This is a genomic window from Caulobacter sp. AP07, assembly GCF_000281955.1.
GTDB lineage: Bacteria > Pseudomonadota > Alphaproteobacteria > Caulobacterales > Caulobacteraceae > Caulobacter.
Genome location: NZ_AKKF01000285.1, coordinates 1 through 520 on the forward strand (window position 1 = coordinate 1; position 520 = coordinate 520).

The 520-nt window shown below is 71.2% G+C and carries 1 protein-coding gene; it reads left to right on the forward strand.

All coding sequences use genetic code 11. The annotated features are described in order from the left end of the window. The coding region (locus tag PMI01_RS23640; protein ID WP_007675419.1) for a calcium-binding protein at window positions 1–520 on the forward strand (520 nt) is incomplete at both ends.

The window sequence follows — 520 nt, forward strand, 5'->3', positions numbered from 1 at the left end:
CTCAACGCCCTGGTCGGCGGGGCGGGCGACGACGTCCTGAACGGCCGCGGCGGCAACGACATCCTCGACGGCGGGGCCGGCAACAACACCCTGACCGGTGGCGCGGGCAACGACACCCTGATCGGCGGGACGGGTTCGGACGTGGCGGTCTATATCGACGTCGCCTCCGGCGTGACCATCGACCTGGCCGTGACCAAGGCCCAGAACACCGGCGGATCGGGAACCGACACCCTGACGGGCATCGAGCACATCTATGCCGGCAACGCCTTCGGCAACACCCTGTCGGGCGACGGCCAGCTCAACGCCCTGGTCGGCGGAGCGGGCGATGACGTCCTGAACGGTCGCGGCGGCGATGACACCCTCGATGGCGGCGCGGGCGCCGACGCCCTCGATGGCGGGGCGGGCAGCGACATCCTGACCGGCGGGGCCGGCAACGACAGCCTGTCGGGCGGAACGGGTTCGGACGTGGCGGTCTATATCGACGTCACCGCCGGCGTGACCATCGACCTGGCCGTGACCA